21 protein-coding genes are annotated in these 19,806 nt (G+C 70.1%); 14 read left to right on the forward strand and 7 right to left on the reverse strand.

Annotated features, from left to right (window positions below):
• The first annotated feature begins 3 nt into the window (after positions 1 to 3).
• From GTZ93_RS10890 to GTZ93_RS10920, 7 genes are read left to right on the forward strand one after another with little or no spacing between them, the layout of a single operon-like run.
• The gene (locus GTZ93_RS10890; RefSeq protein WP_139915538.1) at positions 4 to 930 is read left to right on the forward strand and encodes an acetoacetate decarboxylase family protein; all 927 of its coding nucleotides are present in this window, start codon (positions 4 to 6) and stop codon (positions 928 to 930) included.
• Positions 927 to 1,469, forward strand: coding sequence for a hypothetical protein (locus tag GTZ93_RS10895; protein WP_139915539.1), 543 nt, complete (start codon positions 927 to 929; stop codon positions 1,467 to 1,469). Before GTZ93_RS10890 ends, GTZ93_RS10895 begins: the two co-directional genes overlap by 4 nt.
• Positions 1,466 to 3,586, forward strand: a complete 2,121-nt coding sequence (locus GTZ93_RS10900) for a patatin-like phospholipase family protein (protein WP_139915540.1) — start codon at positions 1,466 to 1,468, stop codon at positions 3,584 to 3,586. The genes GTZ93_RS10895 and GTZ93_RS10900 overlap by 4 nt, the downstream gene beginning before the upstream one ends.
• On the forward strand, positions 3,570 to 5,345 hold the full coding sequence (locus GTZ93_RS10905) for a GMC oxidoreductase (RefSeq protein WP_161662764.1): 1,776 nt from the start codon (positions 3,570 to 3,572) through the stop codon (positions 5,343 to 5,345). Before GTZ93_RS10900 ends, GTZ93_RS10905 begins: the two co-directional genes overlap by 17 nt.
• Positions 5,321 to 7,141 carry a metallophosphoesterase gene (locus GTZ93_RS10910; protein WP_139923069.1) on the forward strand — a complete coding sequence of 607 codons (1,821 nt, stop codon included), beginning with the start codon at positions 5,321 to 5,323 and terminating at the stop codon, positions 7,139 to 7,141. Before GTZ93_RS10905 ends, GTZ93_RS10910 begins: the two co-directional genes overlap by 25 nt.
• Positions 7,142 to 7,175: 34 nt before the next feature.
• Entirely contained in the window at positions 7,176 to 7,865 is a 690-nt protein-coding gene (locus GTZ93_RS10915; protein ID WP_139923067.1) for a hypothetical protein, read from the forward strand.
• Between the two features lie 40 nt (positions 7,866 to 7,905).
• Positions 7,906 to 8,871, forward strand: a complete 966-nt coding sequence (locus GTZ93_RS10920; RefSeq protein ID WP_120600066.1) for a hypothetical protein — start codon at positions 7,906 to 7,908, stop codon at positions 8,869 to 8,871.
• A 16-nt stretch (positions 8,872 to 8,887) separates the two neighbouring features.
• Here the strand turns inward: GTZ93_RS10920 and GTZ93_RS10925 are convergent, their stop codons facing one another.
• From GTZ93_RS10925 to GTZ93_RS10935, 3 genes are all read right to left on the reverse strand, one after another.
• Positions 8,888 to 9,364 (reverse strand): hypothetical protein, encoded by a 477-nt coding sequence (locus GTZ93_RS10925; RefSeq protein ID WP_139923065.1) that lies wholly within the window; start codon positions 9,362 to 9,364, stop codon positions 8,888 to 8,890.
• A 138-nt stretch (positions 9,365 to 9,502) separates the two neighbouring features.
• Positions 9,503 to 10,891 carry a sigma 54-interacting transcriptional regulator gene (locus tag GTZ93_RS10930; protein ID WP_121754417.1) on the reverse strand — a complete coding sequence of 463 codons (1,389 nt, stop codon included), beginning with the start codon at positions 10,889 to 10,891 and terminating at the stop codon, positions 9,503 to 9,505.
• A gap of 103 nt (positions 10,892 to 10,994) precedes the next feature.
• The gene (locus GTZ93_RS10935) at positions 10,995 to 11,189 is read right to left on the reverse strand and encodes a hypothetical protein (RefSeq protein ID WP_014397120.1); all 195 of its coding nucleotides are present in this window, start codon (positions 11,187 to 11,189) and stop codon (positions 10,995 to 10,997) included.
• A 250-nt stretch (positions 11,190 to 11,439) separates the two neighbouring features.
• Between GTZ93_RS10935 and GTZ93_RS10940 the strand changes: the two genes are divergently transcribed.
• The gene (locus GTZ93_RS10940) at positions 11,440 to 11,715 is read left to right on the forward strand and encodes a hypothetical protein (RefSeq protein WP_043321624.1); all 276 of its coding nucleotides are present in this window, start codon (positions 11,440 to 11,442) and stop codon (positions 11,713 to 11,715) included.
• 57 nt (positions 11,716 to 11,772) lie between these two features.
• Positions 11,773 to 12,501 (forward strand): PHP domain-containing protein, encoded by a 729-nt coding sequence (locus tag GTZ93_RS10945; RefSeq protein WP_121754045.1) that lies wholly within the window; start codon positions 11,773 to 11,775, stop codon positions 12,499 to 12,501.
• A gap of 16 nt (positions 12,502 to 12,517) precedes the next feature.
• Here GTZ93_RS10945 and GTZ93_RS10950 read toward each other — a convergent pair whose 3' ends face one another.
• From GTZ93_RS10950 to GTZ93_RS10965, 4 genes are all read right to left on the reverse strand, one after another.
• Entirely contained in the window at positions 12,518 to 13,270 is a 753-nt protein-coding gene (locus GTZ93_RS10950; protein WP_161662765.1) for a hypothetical protein, read from the reverse strand.
• Positions 13,271 to 13,325: 55 nt separating this feature from the next.
• A complete protein-coding gene (locus GTZ93_RS10955) occupies positions 13,326 to 13,529 on the reverse strand; it encodes a hypothetical protein (protein ID WP_120577451.1) in 204 nt (67 codons plus the stop codon).
• A 75-nt stretch (positions 13,530 to 13,604) separates the two neighbouring features.
• Positions 13,605 to 13,940, reverse strand: coding sequence for an FmdB family zinc ribbon protein (locus GTZ93_RS10960; protein ID WP_120577452.1), 336 nt, complete (start codon positions 13,938 to 13,940; stop codon positions 13,605 to 13,607).
• A gap of 25 nt (positions 13,941 to 13,965) precedes the next feature.
• Positions 13,966 to 15,207: a hypothetical protein gene (locus tag GTZ93_RS10965; protein WP_139917373.1), complete on the reverse strand. Its 1,242-nt coding sequence runs from the start codon at positions 15,205 to 15,207 to the stop codon at positions 13,966 to 13,968.
• Between the two features lie 238 nt (positions 15,208 to 15,445).
• Here GTZ93_RS10965 and GTZ93_RS10970 point away from each other — a divergent pair, with 238 nt between their 5' ends.
• The 5 genes from GTZ93_RS10970 to GTZ93_RS10990 all read left to right on the forward strand — a co-directional run bounded on the left by GTZ93_RS10970 (position 15,446) and on the right by GTZ93_RS10990 (position 19,806).
• Complete coding sequence (locus GTZ93_RS10970; protein ID WP_169820145.1) at positions 15,446 to 15,946, forward strand: Fur family transcriptional regulator; 501 nt, start codon at positions 15,446 to 15,448, stop codon at positions 15,944 to 15,946.
• A 4-nt stretch (positions 15,947 to 15,950) separates the two neighbouring features.
• Positions 15,951 to 16,487 carry a TlpA family protein disulfide reductase gene (locus GTZ93_RS10975; RefSeq protein ID WP_233597073.1) on the forward strand — a complete coding sequence of 179 codons (537 nt, stop codon included), beginning with the start codon at positions 15,951 to 15,953 and terminating at the stop codon, positions 16,485 to 16,487.
• 82 nt (positions 16,488 to 16,569) lie between these two features.
• A complete protein-coding gene (locus GTZ93_RS10980; RefSeq protein ID WP_139917371.1) occupies positions 16,570 to 16,851 on the forward strand; it encodes an FtsB family cell division protein in 282 nt (93 codons plus the stop codon).
• Positions 16,848 to 19,010 (forward strand): sensor domain-containing diguanylate cyclase, encoded by a 2,163-nt coding sequence (locus GTZ93_RS10985; protein WP_139917369.1) that lies wholly within the window; start codon positions 16,848 to 16,850, stop codon positions 19,008 to 19,010. Before GTZ93_RS10980 ends, GTZ93_RS10985 begins: the two co-directional genes overlap by 4 nt.
• Positions 19,011 to 19,023: 13 nt before the next feature.
• Entirely contained in the window at positions 19,024 to 19,806 is a 783-nt protein-coding gene (locus GTZ93_RS10990; protein WP_139917367.1) for a class I SAM-dependent methyltransferase, read from the forward strand.

Genomic DNA, 19,806 nt, shown 5'->3' on the forward strand with positions numbered 1-19,806 from the left:
GCCATGTTCCTGCCTCGACGCATCCAGACCCAGTACGGCCGCTATTCGCGGGTGGACGACATCCCATACGCGCTGCCGGTGGACTCGAAGGGGGCACCGGCGATGGTGGCCGCCTTCACCGTGGACGCTCGCCGCGCGGCGGCCCTGCTGCCCGGCAATGAATTGCACCCGCTGCGCCTGTCGCGCGACCGCGGCGTGCTGCTCGTCTCCGTCATCGACTACAAGCAGACGGACATCGGCGCGTACATCGAGTTCAGCATCGCGCTCGCGTGCACGCACGGACGCAGGCCCGCGCCGCCGCTCCTTCCCTTGCTGTTCCAGAAGCGCTTCGGCCTGGGGCAGTACGTGGTGGACCTGCCGGTGAACACGGAGGTCTCCGTGAAGGGCGGCAAGGGCATCTGGGGCATGCCCAAGCACCTGGCCCGGTTGGACTTCCGGGTGGAAAACGGCTCCGTGAGCAGCCGCTACGAGGAGGGCGGCCAGCAGGCGGTGCGCGTGCGCATCGAGCGCCCGAAGCTCGCGTGGCTACCGCTGCGGATGGCGGCGGTGAACTACTGCGCCTTCCGGGGGATGCTGATGAAGTCCACCATCTACTTCCGGGGCCGCTTCGGCTTCCGGTTGGGGAAGAGCGCATGGGGGACGCTGGAGGTGGGGGACCATCCGCGCGTGCAGGTGCTGCGGGATTTGAGCATCTCCCCGCGCCCGTTCCTCACCGGGTTCTTCCCATCGTCCAGCGGTGTGCTGGATGACCACTTCGAGGCGTGGTTCCTCACCCAGCCCACGCTGCCTCCGGACACGTATCCGGAGGGGCTCGAGAGCGTGGTGGACCTGGGCCAGGACCAGACGCCCATGCCGGACCCGGAGTCGGACGGAGCGCCGCCGAGGGTGCTTCAGGCCGTGGCGCCCCTGCCGGAGGAAGCGCGGCCATGAAGCGCGGCGGCAGCCTGGATCTGGCGAATGCGTGCCTGCTGTTCCTGTGCACGTCCATGTACCTGGGCACGGGCTGGTCGCTGGTCCTCTTCACGTTCCCCATCGCGCCCCAGCTCACGGTGGACAACTACTACCTGCAGTTCGTGCCGCAGGTGCAGGCGGCCACGCGGTTCTTCACCTGGATGACGGCGGTGATGCTGCTGTCCGCCGGAGTGCTGGCGTGGCGCGAGCGCAAGACGGCCCTTCGCTGGTACCCGCTGGGCGTGCTCGTCGCGGTGGTGGTGGCCACGCTGCTCACGCGCATCTACATCTTCCCGTACAACGACGAGATGGCCGCCGGCATCACGTCGCCTGAACGGCTGACGGAGGTGCTGGGCGCGTGGATGCGGATGAACCGCATCCGCGTGGGGCTGTGGACGGTGCAGTGGCTGCTCACGCTGGGCTACTTCGTGCACCGGGTGCTGCGCGCGGAGCAGCCGGTGGGAGAGCGCTGGCGCCTGGGGTTGTCCGTGCCTTCGCGCCGGGAGGCCCACGCATGAGCCCGACCGCGTCGCGATGGCTGGAGCGCCAGGCCCGCGTCCGCGGGCGCCCGTGGCGCTGGGCGCTCGCGGCCATCGGGTGGATCACCGTCGCGACCGGCGCGGCGCAGATGTTCCTGCCGGGGCTGGAGCTACGGCTGTTGCACGCGGATGCGTCCGCCGCGCCCGCGCACTTCTTCCGCATCGTGGGCATGTTCATGGTGCTGTTCGGCGGCCTGCTCCTGCACGGCCTGCACGAGCCTCGCGCGAACCCCGCCGCCTTCCTGTGGACCGGCCTCCAGAAGGTGGGAGCCTGCGGGATGGTGGCAGCGGGCGTGGCGCGCGACCTGCTGTCACCCCTGGCGCTGGGGGTGGCGGCGTTCGACACGTTGTCCGCGGTGCTGGTGCTGGGGTTCTACGCGTCGCTGCGCCAGCGCGAGCAGATCATCACCGTGCTCAGGCCGCAGACAGAAGTAGCGGCTCCGGAGGCCACCAGCCCCTCCGTCAGCGCGCTGCGTGTCGCGGATGCGACCCGGAATGGCGTGCCTTCGCGGCGGATCCAGCGCACGTTCGACGAGGGCATAGCCATCCAGGTGTCCCCGGCGGAGGCTCCCCGGCGTTCGTTGGTGCTCGCGGGAGGCGGCATGCGCGTCGCGTGGCAGGCGGGCGTGCTGCGCGCGCTGACGGACGCGCGGCTGTCCTTCACCCACGCGGACGGCACGTCCGGCGGCATCATCACCCTGGCGATGTGGCTGTCCGGCCAGTCCCCCGCGGAGATGTGTGAGCGGTGGCGGACGCTGGACGTGAAGGACTTCGTGTCGCTGATGCCGCTGGACGAATACGCGCGGCCCTGGAAGCTCACCGCGCTGGGGGACGCGGACGGCATCGTCCAGCGCGTCTTCCCGCACCTGGGCGTGGATGTGGACGCCATCCGCGCGAACCGCGAGCGTTCCGGCACCTTCAACGTGTGTGACTTCGCCCGGAAGACGAACGAGGCCATCCCGCACACGGACGTGGACCTCGACCTGCTGGTGGCCGGCATCTCGCTGCCGCTCTTCATGCCCCCGGTGGTGAAGGACAGCCACCTGTACCTGGACTCGGTGTGGATCCAGGACGCCAACGTGATGGAGGCCGTGCACCGGGGCGCGGACGAGGTGTGGATTGTCTGGTGCATCGGCAACACGTCCACCTACGCCGACGGCTTCTTCCGCCAGTACGTCCACATGATTGAACTGAGCGCGAACGGCGCGCTCTTCGCCCAGCTGGAGCAGGTGCGCGAGCTCAACGCGCGCATCCTCGCGGGCGAGCACGTGCCGGGACACGTGCGGCCCATCACCGTGCACCTCATCAGGCCCGAGCACCCGCTGCCCCTGGACCCGGACTTCTACGCGGGCCACGTCACGGCCTCGACCCTCATCGACCAGGGCTACTCGGACGCCTGTCGCTACCTGGCGGTGGCGGACGGCCAGGGCCTGCCCCTCACCCCGGAGATCACGCAGATGACCGAACCCGCCTATGACTTGACCTTCCGCGAGACCATGGCCGGTCCGCTCGCGATGGGCACCACCGACCCCGAGGCGGGCGCCCACGACGGGCGCTCCACGCCCTTCACCATGCACTGCACCATCACCATCGACGACATGGAGGCGTTCATCCGCGACCCGGACCACGCCGCCCGGCTGGTGGCGCACGTGCAATACAAGCCGCTGGGCATGGACCTGCCCGTGCGCGAGGGGAGCTTCAACCTCTTCCGCAGCACGGATGATCCGCGCACGAAGATCATGACCTACGGCCTGCGCTTCCAGGCGAACGGCCAGGACTACTACCTGGATGGCACGAAGACGCTGCGCGACGACCCGGGCCCGGACCTCTGGCGAGACACCACGCGGCTCTACAGCTACCTGCACGCGGGCATGGACGCGCGCGGCCCGGTGGTGGGCGCGGGCGTCCTGGTGCTGGGCATGCGCGAGCTGCTCCACCTGGTGGCCAGCATGCGCTCGTCGCGCGGGGGCGTGGAGGGCGCGGGCATGATGGCCCGCTTCGGCCACCTGTTCCTGGGCGCGCTCTGGGACCTCTACGCCCCGGAGGCACCGGTGCGCGAGCGCGCAGAGGAGGCCACGCATGGCCACGAGGGCTGAGCACTTCGACGTCGTCATCGTGGGCTCGGGCTTCGGCGGTTCGGTGATGGCGTGGCGGCTGGCGGAAGCAGGCCTGCGGGTGTGCGTGCTGGAGCGGGGCAAGGCGTATCCGCCGGGCTCCTTCGCGCGCAGTCCGCACGACATGCGCCGCAACTTCTGGGACCCTCGCAAGGGCATGCTCGGCCTGTTCAACCTCTGGTCCTTCCAGGGGCTGGGCGGCGTGGTGTCCGCGGGGTTGGGAGGCGGGTCGCTCATCTACGCGAACGTGCTGCTGCGCAAGGACGAGAAGACCTTCATCCACGAGGACCTCCAGGACGGGGCCTACGAGGACTGGCCCGTCACCCGCGCGGATCTGGAGACGCACTACGATGAAGTGGAGCGGATGATGCACGTGCAGCGCTATCCGCTGGAGCATCCGCCGTACGCCTCCACCGCGAAGACGCTGGCCATGAAGCTCGCGGCCGAGCGACTGGGCCGCGCGGACGATTGGCAGCTGCCGCCGCTGGCCGTGACGTTCGGCAACCCCGGCGAGGTGCCCGTTCCGGGCGAGCCCATCCGCGAGGAGCATCCCAACCTCCACGGCCGCACGCGCACCACCTGTCACCTCTGCGGCGAGTGCGACATCGGCTGCAACACGGGCAGCAAGAACACGCTCGATTACACGTACCTGTCCGCGGCGAAGAACGCGGGTGCGGAGCTGCGCACGCGCGCGGAGGTGACGGAGCTGTGGCCCTCGGAGGGGGGCGGCTACGTGGTGCGGTACCTGGACCACACGGACACGCCGGAGGACGTGCCTCGCGAAGGCCCGCAGTCCATGCTGCCGCGCAGCACCGTGACGGCGGACCGGCTGGTGCTGGCGGCGGGCACGTTCGGCACCCCGTTCCTGCTCCTGAAGAACCAGCGGAACTTCCCCGGGCTGAGCGGACGGTTGGGCACGCGCTTCTGCGGCAACGGAGACCTGCTGGGCTTCATGCGCCAGTGCCACGATTCGAGCACCGGCAAGCAGCTGCCTCGCATCCTGGAGGGAGGGCACGGGCCGGTTATCACCAGCGCGTTGCACTTCCGGAGCCAGGAGGAGGGCGGCACGGGCCGGGGCTATTACATCGAGGACGCGGGCTACCCGGAGTTCGTCAACTGGCTCTACGAGGGCGCGTATCAGGCGCCGTTGTTGGAGCGAGGCCTCAAGCTGGCGTGGCGCCTGATTCGTGGGTGGACGGGACGCACGCACGACTCCGACGTGAGCGAGGAGATCGCCGAGCTGCTGGGGGATTGCCTGGGCTCCGCGACGTCGTTGCCGCTGCTGGGCATGGGGCGCGACCTTCCCACCGGCCACATGCGGCTGACGGACGACGGGATGCTGGCCATCGACTGGCGGATGAGCGGTTCGCGCGAGTACTTCCAGCAGGTGCGCCAGTCGATGGCGGACATCGCTCGGACGCTGGAGGGGAGGCTGCTGCAAAACCCACTCAGCTACTTGAGCCGGGTCATCACCGTGCACCCGCTGGGCGGCTGTCCCATGGGACGCGGGCCTGAGGAGGGCGTGGTGGATGCGACGGGCGAGGCCTTTGGCCACCCGGGGCTGTATGTGGCCGACGGCTCGATGATGCCGGGCCCCGTCGGGCCCAACCCGAGCCTCACCATCGCCGCGCTCGCGGACCGGTTCGCGGATGCGCTCATTGATTCGCACCGCAGGGGCACTCGGGGACGTGCGTGGCGGGCGACGGAGGAGGGGCCATGGCCGTCCGCGCCTCCGATGTGAGCCGCCTTCCGGGCCAGCGCGTCGAGCCCACGCCCGAGCCACAGACACCTCCGGGCCGGAAGATGGTGTCGTGGTTCGACCCGACCGTGCTCGCGAAGTCAGGGATGAAGGCGCTGCTGTCAGGAACGTTCGGACGACAGGCGGACCGGCGTTTGCTGGATGCCGTATCCCGGCCGCAGCCACTCTGTTTCGACTACTCGGTGGACGACACCGGTCATCCGCGCGACGAGCTGTGGCTGGACTACGTGTCGGACCTGGGCGACGGCTGGGATTCCACCTACGCGGTGGCGTCCGCAGTGATGGCGCCGGAGCTGGAGCTCACGGACGAGTCGGGCAGGACGCACGTCACGCGGGGCGGCGACGTGCTCGTGTTCGGAGGGGACGAGGTGTATCCGACCGCGAGCGTGGACGAGTACCAGGCGCGCACGGTGGTGCCGTACGAGGACGCGCTGAACAAGCGGCGACACCGGCCGCACCTGTTCGCGGTGCCCGGCAACCATGATTGGTACGATGGACTGGTGTCCTTCACGCGCCTGTTCTGCCAGGGCCGGCGCTCCAATGGCTGGCGCACGCAGCAGCAGCGCAGCTACTTCGCGCTGAGGCTGCCGCACGGTTGGTGGCTGCTGGGCACGGACATGCAACTGGAGTCCGACCTGGACGCGCCGCAGGTGGAGTTCTTCCAGAAGGTGGCCGCACAGATGCGCGGCACGGACCGGATCATCCTCTGCAACGCGGAACCGGCGTGGGTGAAGCAGCAGGTGATGCCTCGCGCGGGGCGAGGCTTCCTGGATCACAACATCGACTTCCTGGAGCAGAAGGTGCTGGGCAAGAAGGTGAGCGTCTTCCTGGCGGGAGACCTGCACCACTACCGCCGGCACGAGAACGCGGACGGGCGGCAGAAGATCATCGCGGGTGGGGGAGGGGCGTTCCTGCATCCCACGCACCTGCCCAAGGTGGATCAGAGTCCAGGCGGCTTCGTGCAGAAGGCGAGCTACCCGCCGCAGCGGGCGTCCCAGTGGCTCGCCTGGCGCAACCTGCTGTTCACCGCGCTCAACCCGTGGTTCGGCGTGTTCATGGGCGTCGTCTACACGCTGCTGGGCTGGGGCATTGCCGCGAACCTCAATGAGGGCGCCGTGGGGGCGCCTTCGTTCCGGGAGGTCATCAACGCGGGGGTGCAGAGCACGGGCTCGCTGGTGCTGGGGGCAGGCGTGGTGCTGGGCACGTTCGCGTTCGCGGATGGCCGCCGGGGGCCGCTCTGGAAGAAGACCGCCGGCATCGTGCATGGACTGGTGCACCTGGCGGTGGCGCTGCTGCTCACCTGGGGCGTATCCGCCGTCGCCGCGCCGCTGGCGGCGGAGCTTCAATGGAGCCTGCGGAGGGACTTCCTCAGCGGGCTGCTGCTGTTTGGCGGCGGCGCGCTGATAGGGCCATTGGTGGTGGGCGTGTACCTGCTGCTGTCGCTCAACGTGTTCTCCTGTCACCCCAACGAGGCGTTCTCGTCGCTGTCGATTCCGGACTGGAAGAACTTCCTCCGGCTCCACTTCGACGAAGACGGCCAGCTCACGGTGTACCCGGTGGGTTTCCGGCGGGTGCCGCGACGGTGGAAGCGGGGACGTTCTCCCGAGGATCCGGTGTGGATTCCGGACCCGACGGACACGCGGGCGACACCGCCCCGGCTCATCGAGCCGCCCATCGTCATTCACCGGACGAAGGCCCTTCCGATGCTGGAGGAGACCGGTCCGCCCGGACCCACGGACATGATGGTGGACAAACACCCACCCGGCGGAGCGGTTTGAGCGGCGCGGGCCAAAGTCCTACGCTGCGTCCCATATGAAGGCGATGCTCCTGTCCCTGCTCTTCCTCGGCGCCGCGCCGTCCGGCCCCGCGCCGTCGTCCCTGCCTCCCGAAGCGCTGGGGGCGCCCCCGCTCGTGGATGCGTCTCCGACCGCGTGGTCGTGCACCATCGACACGCTGCGTGCGGGGAAGGAGTGCGTGTTCGAGGCGGATGCGCCGCCTTCCAAGAACGCGAACTCGGACGTGGAGTCCGCCAACATCAAGCTGCTGAAGGACGCATCTCGCGCCCTCTGCTCGGAGGCCGTGAGCAACGCGCGGGACGGCTCGCCCGACCCCAAGCTCGTCGCTGTCTGCGAGCGCAAGTACTCGGACGTCGTGGGCCGCTGCGGCATCGAAGGCAATACGCCGGTGGTGGACTCCAAGGGCCGCTTCGCGCCCGCGGCTCGCGCCTGCTACCGCGCGCTGTCCGCCGTGCTCCAGGACGTGCAGTTGATGGCCTCCGTGGCCTCCACCTGCTGTGAGTGCGCCGCGCGCAGCCAGTGCCCCGGCAACGGCGAGAGCTGCTACGCGGCCGTGTCGCGGCAGCAGGCCGGGCCCACCACGCTCGCGTGCATGGACGAGCGCTGCCACGACGCCTGCTCCATGATGCTGCCCCCGTCCGCGTCCATTCCGCGCCAGTCGCCGTCGCGCGCGAACTCGCAGCACACCGACTCCGCCTCGCTGTAGCGCGTCCACCGTGCTGTCGCACTTCAAGGAGCCTCGCGCCATGCCCCGTCTTCCATTGCTGACCCTCCTGGGTGCGCTCGCCACCGGCTGCGGTGCCTCGCACTCCCACGTCGCGCTGGAGGACCGCGCCCTCACGGACTCGCCTCCGCCGCAGACGCCGCCCCCCGCGCCCAAGCGCTCCGTCGTCGCGGAGCAACCGCCCACGTCGCCGCATGACGCCCGCGCGTTCCTGGCCCGCTACTCCACGCCCGCCTCGTGCGAGACCGCCGCCCGCAAGCTCCAGGCGACTTCACGCGACGACGCGTGGCTGGCCCTGAAGCTGTGCTCGGAGGCCCCCGGCTTCACCCAGCTGGGCGCCGTGCTGGGCAGTGCGTGGGCGGAAGACCTGCGCGTGCGTCCAGATGCCGCCAACCTCATCGCCCGCGTGGTGGCCCAGCGCGGCGGCAGCGTGGACGGTGAGCTGCGCCTGCTCCACGCGCGCAAGGTGCCCATCTTCTCGCTCGCGTCCGCCGTCGCCCAGCCGGACACCTACCGCGGCCGCTACGTGCTCCTGCGCGCGCAGGTGGCTGACCAGCGCTCGGAAGGGGAGCGCCCCACGCTGTGGCTGGTGGAGCAGGGCCTCCAGTCCGTGGCCTCCCGCCGCGAGGTCGGCATCGCCTACCACACCGACACCGTGACGCAGGCCTCCGGCGACCTGGGCGGACGGACGGCGATCACCGGCGAGGGCCGCGTGGGCGGCTCCATCTTCACCCGTGAGAGCACCACCCAGTCCGCCTCCGAGCGCACCTACGACAACCTCTCCGAGGAGACCGGCCGCGAAGCCCTGGGTCGACTCGCCGCGCCGGATCCCTTCCTGGAGACCCGCCGCGACTACGTCATCCTCGCGCGCTTCGACGGCCTGCGCGTCACCTCCGGCATGACCACCGACGACGAGGACGAGGGCCCGAAGATCCCCGTGCTCACCATCGTCAGCTACCACCTGCCGCAGGCGCTCGCCGTCTACTGATGCAAGCGCCCGCCCGTCAGCGCTTCACGGGTGCCGCCGCCGTCGCCGTCATGTCTCGCGACGGCGTGCCGGAGTAGATCTCCACGTCCGTGGCCACCCACGACCCCAGCCGCTCGCCGTAGGTCGTGTGCACCAGCACGCCCGGGGACAGCTGGGCGCGGGCCACGCGCTTTCCGTCGCGCAGGATTCGCGTGGTCGGCGCCACCACGAACGGCCGCTCCACGCCGTCGTCGTCGCGCACCGTGAAGCCCCGCGCGCCCGAAATCGTCACCGTGCCGTAGAAGTCCGGCACGTCCTCGGCCACCACCGAGCCCAAGCTTCCGCTTCCGCTCCCGCCGGTGCCTTCCTCCGTGGGGACCGCCGCCCCGGCCTGGAACACCGCGAGCCGCGGCACCACGCCACTCTCCGAGACAGCCCCGTCCCGCGACTGGCACGCGCTGACGCCCAGCACGAGCCCCCCGACGAACAGCCACCTCCCCCATCCCTGGCGCATGGCACCCACCTCTCGTGCGTTGGTGCTCCCAAGATGGGGCGGAAACCCGCTCCGACAACCACCCCCGGCAGGGAGGCCCGCCCCAGTGTCACCCGGCCCACGGGGACCGTGACTCCGGGTGGGGGCAGGGGACCGCCGTCAGTCCGGCCCGGACACCAGCCCGTGCTTGCGCAGGAGCTTCCGCAGGTAGACGCGGTCGATGCCCGCCTCGCGCGACGCCTTGGAGACGTTGCCGCCGCACCGCTCGACCAGCGTGCGCAGGTAGTCGCGCTCGAAGCCTTCGATGAGGCGCTCCTTCGCTTCCTTGAAGGGCAGCTCCAGCGCCAGCGACAGCGTGTCCTCCGGGTCCAGGTCTGGCGACAGGGCGGGGCGCGCGACCGGCGTGTCCGGCAGCTCCGGCAGCGCGGACTCGCCCAGGCTCACCACCCGGTCCACCACGTTGCGCAGCTCCCGCACGTTGCCCGGCCACGGGTACTGGGCCAGCAGGGCGCGCGTCTGGTCCGACAGGGCACTGGGCGGCTTGCCCATCCGCTCCAGCACGGTGTCGATGAGCAGCGGGATGTCCTCCGGCCGCTCGCGCAGGGGCGGCAGCGTCGCGCGCAGCACCGCGAGCCGGTGGAACAGGTCTCCGCGGAAGCGGCCCGTCTTCACCGCGCCCTCCAGATCCTGGTGCGTGGCCGCCACCACCCGCACGTTCACCGAGCGGTAGTCGTTGGCGCCCACCCGCTTCACCTGCCGGCGCTCCAGCGCGCGCAACAGCCGGGGCTGCACCTCCAGCGGGAGCTCCCCGACTTCATCCAGGAAGAGGGTGCCGCCGTGCGCGCGCTCGAAGGCGCCCGCCCGGTCCGCCTGCGCGCCGGTGAAGGCGCCCTTCACGTGGCCGAACAGCTCCGACTCCAGCAGCTGCGGCGCCACGCCCGCCAGGTCCACGATGACGAAGGGCCCCTTGGAGCGCCCGCCATGCAGGTGCAGTCCTTCCGCGCACAGCTCCTTGCCGGTGCCCGTCTCGCCCTGGATGAGCACGTCGGACTCGCCCTGGGCCACGCGCTCCAGCAGGGTGAATACTTCGCGCATCCGGCGGCTCTGGCCCACCAGGTTGCCGAAGCGCTCACGGTTGGAGAGGGGCAGGGTGTGCGCCTTCTCTCCCTCCGGGACGAGCTTCAGCTCCGTGGTGCCCAGCGTGAGCACCGCGCCGGGGCGCACCTCCAGGGTGGTGAAGCGCATGCCCTCGCAGAAGGAGCCGTTGCGCGAGCCCACGTCCACCGCCTGGATGCTGTCCTCGCGCACGTCCAGCAGCAGGTGGCTGCGAGACACCGCCCGGTCCGCGATGATCACATCCGAGCTGGCGTCTGCGCCCACCCGGTATCGCCCGGGCGCCAGCGGGTAGCTCTGGCCCGCGTCCGGGCCGGACAGCACCAACAGCCGCACCCGCACCCGCGCCGAGCGCATCGCCGGCAGGGCGTCCGTGCGTAGCTGCCGGTCCTCCTCCCCGCTGTCGTCCCCGAAGCGCGCCACGGCGCGGACCATAACATACGGAAACGGAAAGGCCCGGCCTCCCCGTACGCACCGACAAAGGTGAGTGCCTGGAAGAGGACGGGCCCGGGAGGAGAGTCCAGGGGAAGCGCGGCGGTCAGGCCGGCGGCTTCGCGTGCTTGTAGAAGAGCACCAGCGTGTAGCAGTGGAACTCGTTGTCAGAGGACTGGCACACGACCCGGTCCACGATCTCCAGGTCCGCGTTGCTCTTGATCCAGCGGGTGACGTTCTCACCCAACTCTTCCCGCTCCTTGGCCTTCGTCGCGGAGAAGACCTTCACGCCCGTGAACATCGCCTGCCACTCCTTGTGGGTGGTGAGAAAAGGCTTGACCGGGGGTTATCGCACACGCCGTTTTGGGGTGTCAAAAATGCTGCGGTCCAAAAGTCGTGATCCGCGGGGGAGCGGGGGAGCGGGGCGGGGTGGGGGTTTGCAGGTGGACCGGCATGCATAGGTTCACCCGGTCGCACCCGGTTCGTGAATTGGGGCGGGGCTCGGGGCCATTTCCGGCTCCAGGGCATGGGCGGAAAAAGGGGGCAGGACCGTGGACATGAAGACGAAGAAGGACCTGGCGGTCGATTTCATCAACACCATCCGCACCATGGAGCCGAGCGCGCTCAACGCCCTCATCGTGAAGGAAGCGGGCGAGGAGCTGGCGCAGTTCTTCCTGAACTACAGCGCGAACCTCATCTCCAAGGATCCGTCCCGGGTGTTGGAGAACACGTCCTCGCTGATGCTGATGGGCTACCTCATCCGCACGTATGAGGAGAAGAACAGCCAGGCCAAGCAGGGCAACTTCCAGTCCTACGCGTACGCCTGAGGGCCTGCGCGCGCGGGCTCGACAGGCCCGGGGAGGCCTGTTAGGCACGCGTCGCCCATGCTCATCGACCTACACGCCCATTCCCACCTGTCCAAGGGGTGCGACCTGGAGCCGCGCGCCGTGCTGGAGCGGGCGGCCATGTTCGGCCTGGACGCGGTGGCGTTCACCGAGACGAACACCCAGGACGGCTGCGACGAACTCTTCGAGATCGGCGCCAAATCCAAGGTGAAGGTCTTCGTGGGCCTGGAGCTCGTCACGGACCGGGGCCAATACCTGTGCTTCTTCCCGAAGCCGGAGCTGGCGCCGGAGCCCGTGCAGATGTGGGGCAGCAACCGGGAGAAGCCCTGGAGCGCCGCCGAGTGCCTGCCCAAGGTGAAGGCGATGGGCGCGGCCATCATCGCGGCCCGCCCCTTCGACCGCGACGTGCCCAACCCCGCCATGGAGTACGTGCGCTCACTGTCCGGCGTGCTGTGCGCCGTAGAGGGCTACAACGCCAAGGTGAAGCAGACGGCCAACGACCTGGCCGTGGAGGCCGCGGACGTCCTCAAGGTGCCCTGCGTGGGCGGCAGCGACGCGCGCGGCTCCCTGGACGAGATGGGCCGCGGCGCCACCTTCTTCAAGCGCGACGTGCTCACCCAGGCGCAGCTGGTGGAGGAGCTGTTCAAGGGCGACTACTGGCCGGTGATGGCCGGTGAGCTGCCCCGCCTCACCCGGCCGGGCGAGGCGCAGGCCCAGCGCAAGGGCGGCGGCGGCAAGAAGCAGCACCGCCGCGGCGGCCGACGCTAGACGGGCGCCAGGCGGTTCAGGGCAGGACGGATTTGCCTGCCTCTTCCGCGCGCACCAGCTTCCCGTCGCTGAGGAACGCCTTGCGGCGCTCGCCGGTGTAGCGCCACTCCTCGTTCTTCGCGGTGCCCTCCAGCGTGCGGCGCACGGACTCCGGTGGGCCCCAGGCCATGCGCACCGCGTCCGCGGGCATGTCCGGCACCAGCGTCTTGGTGCGCACGGCCTCCTTCACCGCCGCGCTGAAGCCGTTGAGCTGCTGCGTCAGCGGGTGGGGCGACAGCGTGTTCCCCAGCTCCGCGCGGAACGCGTCCTGCCGGTCCAGGTTGGGCGGCAGCACCATCACCACCTGCTCGCCCGCGGGGGCGCCCTCCACCGTCACGTACACCCACGGCCAGGTGCGCGGGGAGTAGAGGACGCGCTCGGTGACGACCCACGCGGTGGGGAACTCCACCTTGGTGATCCGCACGCGCGAGCCGGCGGGGAGGGTGGCCTGGACGGGGCCGGGGTTGATGGGCTTGCCCTGGGTGTCATCCACCAGCCGCACGTCCTCTGGAGGGTAGGGCGTGAGCAGCCGCTTGGACGCGTCCCCGAAGAAGGGCGTCAGGTAGGCGGAGACGCGCAGGTACTGCTCCGCGTCCGGGCCGCTGAGGCCGCGGTCCAACGCGGCGCGGTCCTCGGGGGACATGCGGGTGGCGGACGCGCAGCCGAAAGACACGGCGGCCACGAGCGGCACCAGGAACAGCGACGACAGCGAGCGGAAGGAACGCGGCATGGCACCTGGAGGCGCGCGGGATGGGACGGCGCGCACCTTCGGGTGTCTGCTTAGCCTAGCGGCTGGCCTGCGTCAGCGCCGGCGTGTCCGTCGCCGCGAGCTTGCCGTTGCGGCAGCCGCGCTGCGTGGGACACACGGGACCGCGGCCATGCGGGTCCGCGACCAGGAGGAACCGCCCCTGCCCCCGAGCATCCGTCAGCTCCGGATGGCCGCACAGCGCGCAGTGGCGGGGGGGACGCTTCGAGGGAGGGAAGGGCACGCGCCAAGTCTGCGGCCTCCCCGCGCCCCCAGCGAATTTTCAGCCGGGGGCGGTGGGACGGTGGAGCCTGGGGCGCTACGACTTGTCGCCGGACGCGGCCGGCGTGCTCGGCGCGGCCGCGGGAGCGCTGGGCGCCGTGCTGGTGCTCGACGACGACGTGGTCGAAGAAGACGCGGGCGACGACGACGCCGAGGAGGACGACGACGAACCGCCGCCGTCCTTCTTCGTGGAGCCGTACAGGTCCGAGTACCAGCCGCCACCCTTGAGGTGGAAGCTGGAGCGGCTGAGCTGCTTGCTCAGCGTGCCCTCGGCGCCGCACGCGGTGCAGGCAGCGGGCGTCGGGTCGGACATCTTCTGCAGGACGTCGATGGTCTTTCCACAGGCCGAGCAGCCGTACTCGTAGATGGGCATGGGGTGGGTACCTCGTCTCGATGAGTCAGTTCGAAGGGGATTGGGCCTGGGCGGAGAGCTGCTTGCGCAGGCCTTCCGTCAGATTCAGGCGCTCGAAGGCGCGGGTGACCAGCTCCGCGGGCGCGCCGTGCTTGCGACCCACGACGTTGGCCAGCGAGTGGAGATCCGTGGCGTCCGGCAGGGCGTCCTTCGCCAGCCGCTCCAGCTCCTTGCGGAGCGCGTCGGCGAAGCGCTTCTGGATGCCCAGGTCCACCAGGTACTTGTCCCGGCCGAGCAGATCCAGCCGGTGGGTGAGGTGGCTCGTGGCCAGCACCTCGTTGCGGAAGCGCTCGCGCAGCGCCTCCACGACTTCTTCCAGCCTGAGCGCGTGGTTGAGCCGCTGCAGCTCGCTGGGGGACAGGCCGAGCGCCCAGGCCACCCGGCCGGTGGCGCCGCGCTGGGACGCGTAGGCGGTCTCGATGTTGTGGCGCTCGCGAGCCTCCAGCGTCTCCATGATGCCGTGCTGGCGCAGCACGTTCTCCATGTCGACCTGGGTCATCTCACCGCGCGGGCCGTTGTAGCGGTGCTCCAGCGTGCGCAGAAGTGAGTAGCGGTGCTCCGTGGCCTCGATGGCGGCCTCCAGCGTCTCCTTGCCCTCCGCGCGCGTCAGTTCAAGGAACGACAGTCGCTGGGCCTCCACGCGGGTGAAGCGGCCGCGGGGGCGGGGCAGCTCGCGCTTGAGGAAGCGCGGGGCCTCCTCTTCTTCCTGGGGCGCCAGGGGAGCCGGGGCGGGCGCGCCGGTGTCTGCGTCCTCCGCGTCGGTGGTTCGCTTCTTGGGCGCGATGCGCTCCTGGACGGCGGCGGCCTCCGCCTTGGCGCTCTTGCGGCGGCCGGTCTTCGCGTCCGTCTCCTCGGAGGCCGGGGAGGGGAGCGCGAACACGGGCGTCGTGGAGGCGGGCGCGGGGGGCGGCGTCTTCTCCTCGCGCACCTGGGCCAGCTCCTGCGCCACGTCGTAGTAGCCGCACTCCTGGCGCTGGGCCGCGAGCGCCGGCGTCACCCCGCGCAGGATGTCCACCACCGCGAAGGGCCCCAGGGGGGACGTCTCCGGTTCACCATCCGTGAGGGCGCGGACCCGGAAGTCCTCATCCTCGGTGAGGAGCGCGAGCGCCTCGCGGACCTGCTGTGCGGGGGCCGGAGCCTTCGCGCGTCGGCAGAAGTCCGACACCGCCACCGCCACCGGGGTGGGTACGTCATCGGGCTGCCGTCTTCTCTGCCAGGGACTGATCATGGAAAGGTTCGGAAAATTGCTCGTTTACGAGGGCGGATGCCTCTATCTTCGCGGCCAGACAGGTGTCAATGAGCCAGTCCGGCCTCAATGTAAACAGCTCACGCGCGGCGCAAGCCGAAGTCACCGAACTCCGTGGTAGTCACCGGGGAAGCGGGCGCTTGCCAGGCCCGTCCGGCCAGATTGTCTTGCGGGAGCAGGCATCCCCACCCCAACACATGGGGTGCTCCAGAGATTGCAGATGACGACCCATCACCACAGCCACTCCCACTCCCACGGCCCCTCGGACAAGGACAAGGACGAGGTCCTGGCGCGCTACATGGCCCAGCACGGGCTGAAGAGCACGCGCCAGCGCAGCCTCATCATCGACACCTTCTTCGAGGTGGGCGGCCACCTGTCCGTCGAAGAGCTGTGGAACAAGGTGCGCGAACAGGACACCAAGGTGTCCGTGGCCACCGTGTACCGGACGATGAAGCTGCTCAACGAGTGCGGCCTGGCCCACGCGCGCAACTTCGGTGACGGGCAGACGCGCTACGAGGCGGCGGCGGGGCGCGAGCACCACGATCACCTCATCTGCACGAGCTGCGGCACCATCGTGGAGTTCGAGAACGACCGCATCGAGACGCTCCAGGATGCGGTGGCGCGCAAGCACGGCTTCACGGTGACGTCGCACAAGATGGAGCTGTACGGCTTGTGTCGCGAGTGTCAGCTCCGGGGTGGCCCTCCGGAGACAGAGGCCTGAGCGCGTGAGCCCGGTGCGACGACGCGCGCTCCTGTGCGCGGTGGCGCTGGGCGCACTGACGCTGACGGGCTCGGTGTCCGGCTGTCGCCACGGCGGGCCGGTGGACGCCGGGCCCGCGTTCTACCGGGCGCTGTGGCTGCCGTCGGTGGGGCCTGCGCGCTACGACCCCCGCCAGCTCACGGGCAAGGTGGTGCTGGTGTCCTTCATGGCCACCTGGTGCTTCCCGTGCCTGGCGGACCAGCCCTCGCTCAAGCATCTCCAGGAGACCTACGGCCCCCAGGGCTTCCAGGTCGTCGCGGTGGGGATGGACATCGACGAGGGCCGGGTGCTGGGCCCGTTCGCGAACCACTACGCCTTTCCGTACCCGGTGCTCCTGTCCGACGAGCGGATGCGCGCCGGTGAGAGCGCCTTCGGCCGCATCCGCGCGCTGCCCAGCACGGTGCTGCTGGACAGGCACGGCCGCGCGGTGGCCGCGTGGCAGGGGATTGAAGGCCAGGCGGACGTGGCGAAGGCCATTGAAAAGCTGCTGAAGGCGGACTGATTTCCGCCTCCGCCCGGGGTGCTACAGGGCTGGAGCGGAATAGTTGCGGGCAAGGGGGCCGCTGGTACCTTCGCCGGCGCTCATGACGTCCCGGCGAAAGCTCCTGATGGTGGCGGCGGTGGTGGCGGTGGCCTTGAGCCTCGCTTCGGTGGCGGACGCCAAGGGCTTCCGGCGCTACCTGCGCCTGCGGCAGGACGTGGAGGCGCTCGATGAGCGCAACCGCTCGCTGGCCGCGCAGAACGACGCGCTCCGCAAGGAGATCGCGGCGCTGCGCAAGGATCCGGCGACGTTGGAGCAGTCGGTCCGTGAGGAGCTCGGCTACGTGAAGCCGGGCGAAATCGTCTTCCACCTGGAGTCGCCATGACCTCGCTGTCCGTGGTGCCCTCTCCCGCGAAGCTCGTGCGCGCCTTCTTCCGAGCCATCCCCGCGGCGGTGGCGCTGGCGACGTTCGTCCACCTGGCGCGCGGCGGCTTCCGGGGCCTGAACACGCTGGGGTGGACGGAAGCGGCGCTGGTGATGGGGCTGCTCATCGGCATCGGCATGGCGGCGTGGCGCCGGGCCATGCGCTCCTCGGTGGGCGCGGTCATCGACCTGCGCGACGACCTGGAGCTGGGCGGCGGGCTCATCTCCGCGGCCTTCATCGTGGTGGCCATTGGCGGCGGGGAGCTGTTCCCCATCGTCTACCTGTTGATGGCGTTCCTGGTGGCGTTCCTGCCTCGCAACGCGGGCATGACGTTGCTGGGTGTGACGCTGGTGTACGACGGCCTGGTGACGCTGGGCGGGACAGTGGTGAACGTCACCGGGTTCCTGACGCACACGTTGTTCCTGGCGCTGTTCGCGGGGCTGTACCACCTGGTGCTGTCCGCGCGGATGGCGGTGGCGAAGCGGGCGGAGTCGGACGCGGTGCAGAAGCGCATCCGCGAGGTGGAGGAGCGCGCGCGCACCTTCCGGCTGGTGTCCTCCGGGACGCAGGACAGCTTCAGCGGGATGAACTCCGACGAGAAGTGGCTGGTCGCGTCGGTGAAGGAGATTGAGGGCGCGGTGCACGCGGCGCTGGAGATCGCGGAGACGGGCCTGCGCACGGACACCTGCGCGGCGTTCCTGCTCACGTCGGACGACCGGAGCCTGAAGCTGTACGACTGCCGCTCCGGTTCGGAGCGGGTGCAGCGCGAGAAGTTCAACGCGGGCGAGGGCATCATCGGCGGCGTGCTGAAGCGCCGCGCGCCGGTGCGGATGAACTCGCCGCAGGGGCTGAAGGGCGTCACGTACTACGAGGGCGGCGGTCCCACGGTGCAGGCGCTGCTGGCGGTGCCCATCCTGGAGGGCAGCGGCCTGGTGCGCGGCGTGCTGGTGGCGGACAAGCTCAAGAACGAGCCGTTCACGGACCAGGACGAGAAGATGCTCACCACCATCGCGGGAGAGGTGCTGCGCTCCATCGAGGTGGAGCGGGTGATGAGCTACATCCGCAAGACGCGCGACGAGAAGGACCGGTTCTTCCGGGCCATCGAGGAGCTCAACCGCGCGGGCAGCCCGGACCAGGTGTTCGTGGCGGTGCTGGAGGCGACGCGGCAGCTGGCGGGGCTGGACTTCTGCGCGGTGACGCTGGTGTCGGAGCAGGACGGCAAGCGGATGCACCGCGTGGCGCGGATGACGGGCGTCACGGCGCAGGGCAAGGCGCTGGAGGGCCAGACGTTCCAGGACAACAACGGCCTGGTGGCGAACGTGGTGCGTTATGGCGCGCCGCTGCCGGGGCGGGACATCAAGGCGATGGACCGTCAGGTCATCTTCGATGAGGAGACGCAGGTGCGCGGCCTGGGCGCGCTGAAGATCTTCCCGCTGGTGGCGGGGGACCGGATTCTTGGCACGCTGGTGGCGGGGTCGCGCAAGAAGGCGGCGTTCGAGCAGGACGTGCTGCGGATGATCGAAGTCATCGCCATCCAGGCGGCGCAGGCGGTGTTGCGCGCGCAGCTCTACGAGCAGATGGAGCGGATGGCGACGACGGACGGCCTCACGGGGCTGCTGAACCACCGCACGTTCCAGTCGCGCGCGGACGACATCCTGGCGCAGGCGCGGCGGTACAACCGCAAGTGCTCCATCATGTTGACGGACGTGGACCACTTCAAGAACGTGAACGACACCTACGGTCACCCGACGGGCGACCAGGTGCTCAAGGGCGTGGCGCGCATCATCAAGACGCTGGCGCGGGACACGGACGTCGTCGCTCGCTACGGCGGCGAGGAGTTCGTGATGGTGATGCCGGAGACGGACGTGCAGGGCGCGAAGATCATCGCGGAGCGCATCCGCGAGGCGGTGATGGCGGAGGTGTTCCAGACGGAGATGGGCCCGCTGCGCATCACGATGTCGCTGGGCATCGCGACGTTCCCGGACAACGCCATGGAGAAGCAGCAGATGATCGACCTGGCGGACCAGTGCCTGTACCACTCGAAGCGCAACGGCCGGAACCAGTCCGTGACGGTGGCGCAGATGCAGGGTGGCCGGAAGCTTCAGGCGGTCGCGGAGTAGGGCGGCGGTATCGATGCCGCCCATTCCCCTCGCGGTCACCACCAGCACGAAGACGGACGCGGCCACGGTGCGCGAGGCGCGGACCGTGGCGCAGCGGTGGGACCTGCCGTTCCTTTCGCGCCGCTCCAGTGAGGGCATCGCGCCCTGGCTGGGCACCAAGGTGGAGGTGCTGCTCGTCGTGGGCGGCGATGGCGTGACGCTGTGGGAGCCGCAGGGTTCGTTCGGCTTCCACGCGGGCATGGCGCACCTGCGGCGCATGCGGCTGCGGCAGGGCCAACGCGATGACGCGTTCCTCAAGGTCGCGGAGATCGTCCCCGGGGATGCCGTGCTCGACTGCACCTTGGGGCTCGCTCAGGACGCGTTGGTGGCGTCACTCGCCGTGGGTCCCACGGGCCGTGTCGTCGGCCTGGAGAAGAGCCTGCCCCTGTGCATCGTCGCCGCGGAGGGGCTCCAGCGCTACGACCGGGGCGCGGACTCGTGCGCCATCGAAGTGCTTCACGCGGATGCACACGCGTACCTGAAGACGCTGCCCTCGAAGTCCTTCGACGTCGTCTTCTTCGACCCGATGTTCGCCAAGCCCAAGAAGGCCCAGCCCGCCTTCGACGTCCTGCGCCGCTTCGCGGAGCACGCGCCCCTCACTCCTGAAGCCGTGGAGGAGGGGAGACGCGTCGCCCGCCGGTGGGTCGTCGTGAAGGGCGCTCGTCACACCGACGATTTGAAGAAGGTGGGCATCGAGCCTGCGCCCACCTCGCGCTTCAGCGAAGTCATCTGGGGGCGGCTCCCCGCTCTCCCCTGA

Source organism: Corallococcus exiguus (assembly GCF_009909105.1).
Taxonomy (GTDB): domain Bacteria; phylum Myxococcota; class Myxococcia; order Myxococcales; family Myxococcaceae; genus Corallococcus; species Corallococcus exiguus.

Bases quoted from the DNA above. Each gene is read 5' to 3' on its own strand.
- GTZ93_RS10890 (WP_139915538.1), top strand. From the start codon at position 4: ATGTTCCTGCCTCGACGCATCCAGACCCAGTACGGCCGCTATTCGCGG.
- GTZ93_RS10895 (WP_139915539.1), top strand. From the start codon at position 927: ATGAAGCGCGGCGGCAGCCTGGATCTGGCGAATGCGTGCCTGCTGTTC.
- GTZ93_RS10900 (WP_139915540.1), top strand. From the start codon at position 1,466: ATGAGCCCGACCGCGTCGCGATGGCTGGAGCGCCAGGCCCGCGTCCGC.
- GTZ93_RS10905 (WP_161662764.1), top strand. From the start codon at position 3,570: ATGGCCACGAGGGCTGAGCACTTCGACGTCGTCATCGTGGGCTCGGGC.
- GTZ93_RS10910 (WP_139923069.1), top strand. From the start codon at position 5,321: ATGGCCGTCCGCGCCTCCGATGTGAGCCGCCTTCCGGGCCAGCGCGTC.
- GTZ93_RS10915 (WP_139923067.1), top strand. From the start codon at position 7,176: ATGAAGGCGATGCTCCTGTCCCTGCTCTTCCTCGGCGCCGCGCCGTCC.
- GTZ93_RS10920 (WP_120600066.1), top strand. From the start codon at position 7,906: ATGCCCCGTCTTCCATTGCTGACCCTCCTGGGTGCGCTCGCCACCGGC.
- GTZ93_RS10925 (WP_139923065.1), bottom strand. From the start codon at position 9,364: ATGCGCCAGGGATGGGGGAGGTGGCTGTTCGTCGGGGGGCTCGTGCTG.
- GTZ93_RS10930 (WP_121754417.1), bottom strand. From the start codon at position 10,891: ATGGTCCGCGCCGTGGCGCGCTTCGGGGACGACAGCGGGGAGGAGGAC.
- GTZ93_RS10935 (WP_014397120.1), bottom strand. From the start codon at position 11,189: ATGTTCACGGGCGTGAAGGTCTTCTCCGCGACGAAGGCCAAGGAGCGG.
- GTZ93_RS10945 (WP_121754045.1), top strand. From the start codon at position 11,773: ATGCTCATCGACCTACACGCCCATTCCCACCTGTCCAAGGGGTGCGAC.
- GTZ93_RS10950 (WP_161662765.1), bottom strand. From the start codon at position 13,270: ATGCCGCGTTCCTTCCGCTCGCTGTCGTCGCTGTTCCTGGTGCCGCTC.
- GTZ93_RS10960 (WP_120577452.1), bottom strand. From the start codon at position 13,940: ATGCCCATCTACGAGTACGGCTGCTCGGCCTGTGGAAAGACCATCGAC.
- GTZ93_RS10965 (WP_139917373.1), bottom strand. From the start codon at position 15,207: ATGATCAGTCCCTGGCAGAGAAGACGGCAGCCCGATGACGTACCCACC.
- GTZ93_RS10970 (WP_169820145.1), top strand. From the start codon at position 15,446: ATGACGACCCATCACCACAGCCACTCCCACTCCCACGGCCCCTCGGAC.
- GTZ93_RS10980 (WP_139917371.1), top strand. From the start codon at position 16,570: ATGACGTCCCGGCGAAAGCTCCTGATGGTGGCGGCGGTGGTGGCGGTG.
- GTZ93_RS10985 (WP_139917369.1), top strand. From the start codon at position 16,848: ATGACCTCGCTGTCCGTGGTGCCCTCTCCCGCGAAGCTCGTGCGCGCC.
- GTZ93_RS10990 (WP_139917367.1), top strand. From the start codon at position 19,024: ATGCCGCCCATTCCCCTCGCGGTCACCACCAGCACGAAGACGGACGCG.